Genomic DNA, 3,315 nt, shown 5'->3' with positions numbered 1-3,315 from the left:
CTAGAGGGGGAATTAGCTCAGCTGGCTAGAGCGCCTGCCTTGCACGCAGGAGGTCAAGGGTTCGACTCCCTTATTCTCCACCATCATGGATGGTTTAGTTTTAAAAAAGCGAATAGAGCCAAAAACAATATTTGCGAATTAAACTTGAAGTAGATTTAAGATCATTGACATTAACGGTAAAGACATCACAAAGAGAAAACCGAGCACTTATAAGTGCTTGAGTAACCTAAAAATAGGAAAGAAATCGTTAAGGGCGTATGGCGGATGCCTAGGCTTTCAGAGGCGACGAAGGACGTGGTAAGCTGCGAAAAGCTGCGGGGATTGGCACACACGAATTGATCCGCAGATGTCCGAATGGGGCAACCCAATACATTGAAGATGTATTACCTCTTAGGAGGAGCAAACCAGGAGAACTGAAACATCTAAGTACCCTGAGGAAAAGAAATCGAAGAGATTCCGTAAGTAGTGGCGAGCGAAAGCGGATTAGCCCAAAAGTCTTTATATATTTAGAAGAACGTACTGGAAAGTGCGGCCGTAGACGGTGATAGCCCGGTATTCGAAAGGTATATATAGATGATAAATGAGTAGGGCGGGACACGTGAAATCCTGTCTGAATATGGGGGGACCATCCTCCAAGGCTAAATACTCCTGAAAGACCGATAGTGAACAAGTACTGTGAAGGAAAGGTGAAAAGCACTTCGAATAGAAGGGTGAAATAGAACCTGAAACCGTACGCCTACAAGCGGTCGGAGCAGATTAATTCTGTGACGGCGTGCCTTTTGCATAATGAGCCTACGAGTTAATTTTACTAGCGAGGTTAAGGACTTCAGGTCCGGAGCCGGAGCGAAAGCGAGTCTGAATAGGGCGGATAGTTAGTAGGATTAGACGCGAAACCTTGTGATCTACCCATGGGCAGGTTGAAGCTTTGGTAACACAAAGTGGAGGACCGAACCGGTTGACGTTGAAAAGTCTTCGGATGACCTGTGGGTAGGGGTGAAAGGCCAATCAAACTGGGAGATAGCTCGTACTCTCCGAAATGCATTTAGGTGCAGCGTCGTATATAAGTTTATTAGAGGTAGAGCTACTGATTGGATGCGGGGGTTTCATCGCCTACCAATTCCTGACAAACTCCGAATGCTAATAAATGTTCTACGGCAGTGAGGGCATGGGTGCTAAGGTCCATGTCCGAGAGGGAAAGAACCCAGACCAACAGCTAAGGTCCCCAAATATATGTTAAGTTGAAGCAACGCGGTTGGACTGCATTGACAGCTAGGATGTTGGCTTGGAAGCAGCCATTCATTTAAAGAGTGCGTAACAGCTCACTAGTCGAGCGGTCCGGCATGGATAATAATCGGGCATAAACATATTACCGAAGCTATGGATTTGTATTTAAGATACATCTGGTAGGAGAGCATTCTGTTTGCGCCGAAGCAGTATCGTGAGGTATTGTGGAGCGGACAGAAAAGAAAATGTAGGCATAAGTAACGATAAAGGGGGCGAGAAACCCCCTCACCGAAAGACTAAGGTTTCCTCAGCCATGCTAATCAGCTGAGGGTTAGTCGGGACCTAACGCGAACCCGAAAGGGGTAGTGGATGGACAATGGGTTAATATTCCCATACTTGCTCACACTAAAAAGGGGACGGTTCGACGTAGCTATTGAAGACGGACGGAAGTGTCAAGGCCTAGCCTTCGGGCGAAGCTGTTATAGTGAAATCGGATCCAAGAAAAGCCGAAGTGAAGCAACCCGTACCAAAACCGACACAGGTGGTCGAGGAGAGAATCCTAAGGTGCTCGAGTGAGTCGTGGCTAAGGAACTAGGCAAAATAGTCTCGTAACTTCGGAAGAAGAGACGCCATCAGCAATGGTGGCCGCAGTGAAGAGGCCCAGGCGACTGTTTATCAAAAACACAGGACTCTGCTAAATCGAAAGATGCTGTATAGGGTCTGACACCTGCCCGGTGCTGGAAGGTTAAGGAAGGGCGTTAGCGTAAGCGAAGCGTTTGACTGAAGCCCCAGTAAACGGCGGCCGTAACTATAACGGTCCTAAGGTAGCGAAATTCCTTGTCGGGTAAGTTCCGACCTGCACGAATGGTGTAACGATCTGGGCACTGTCTCAGCCACGAGCTCGGTGAAATTGTAGTATCGGTGAAGATGCCGATTACCCGCAATGGGACGAAAAGACCCTGTGAACCTTTACTATAACTTCGTATTGACTTTGAGTAAGTAATGTGTAGGATAGGTGGGAGACTTTGAAGCAGGCACGCTAGTGTTTGTGGAGTCAACGTTGAAATACCACCCTTTACTTACTTGGAGCCTAACTTCTTTTAGAAGGACATTGCGTGGTGGGTAGTTTGACTGGGGTGGTCGCCTCCAAAAGAGTAACGGAGGCTTTCAAAGGTACCCTCAGCACGCTTGGTAACCGTGCGTAGAGTGTAATGGCATAAGGGTGCTTGACTGTGAGACCAACAAGTCGATCAGGTGCGAAAGCAGGACATAGTGATCCGGTGGTTCCGTATGGAAGGGCCATCGCTCATAGGATAAAAGGTACTCCGGGGATAACAGGCTAGTCTCCCCCAAGAGCTCACATCGACGGGGAGGTTCGGCACCTCGATGTCGGCTCGTCACATCCTGGGGCTGGAGAAGGTCCCAAGGGTTGGGCTGTTCGCCCATTAAAGTGGCACGCGAGCTGGGTTCAGAACGTCGTGAGACAGTTCGGTCTCTATCTATTGCGGGCGTTAGATGTTTGAGAGGGCTTGATTCTAGTACGAGAGGACCGAATTGAACAAACCTCTGGTGTATCAGTTGTACCGCCAGGTGCACCGCTGAGTAGCTACGTTTGGAAGAGATAAGCACTGAAAGCATATAAGTGCGAAACTCGCCTCAAGATGAGACATCTTTTAAGGGTCGTGGGAGATGACCACGTTGATAGGCTACAGGTGTAAAGTTGGTAACAGCATAGCCGAGTAGTACTAATTACCCGTAGATTTATAGCCTAGATATAGGTAATAAGTGATGAGTAATAGGTAATGAGCAATCTTAACCTAAGCCTCAAGCTTACTTAAGCCTTATAAGTGCGACACTGGTTTTGCCTTTGTGATGAAATTTACCGATAAAAACAGGTAGCAGATGATAGCTATCAGGTAGCAGGGAAAACCTGTAACCTATAACCATCAACCTGCAACCTTATATACAACCTTTAGGGTGGTTTTAGCGGTGGGGCTCACCTGTTCCCATTCCGAACACAGAAGTTAAGCCCACCAGCGCCGATGGTACTGCTAACGCGGGAGAGTAGGTCGCCGCCAGTTTTTATTAAAA

General features: G+C 47.8%; 1 tRNA gene and 2 rRNA genes. All 3 read left to right on the top strand.

The features are described 5' to 3' along the window. Window positions 1–6 precede the first annotated feature (6 nt). A tRNA-Ala gene (locus ABEG63_RS21430) sits at window positions 7–83 on the top strand. A 154-nt stretch (window positions 84–237) separates the two neighbouring features. Further along, window positions 238–2,993 (top strand): 23S ribosomal RNA (locus ABEG63_RS21425). A gap of 204 nt (window positions 2,994–3,197) precedes the next feature. Beyond that, window positions 3,198–3,305, top strand: a 5S ribosomal RNA gene (rrf, locus tag ABEG63_RS21420). The last annotated feature ends 10 nt before the right edge of the window (window positions 3,306–3,315 follow it).

It is taken from the genome of Chryseobacterium sp. C39-AII1, assembly GCF_039672645.1.
Lineage (GTDB): Bacteria > Bacteroidota > Bacteroidia > Flavobacteriales > Weeksellaceae > Chryseobacterium.
Note: the sequence above shows the minus strand (reverse complement) of the source record. Positions and strands in the feature narration are given on the sequence as shown.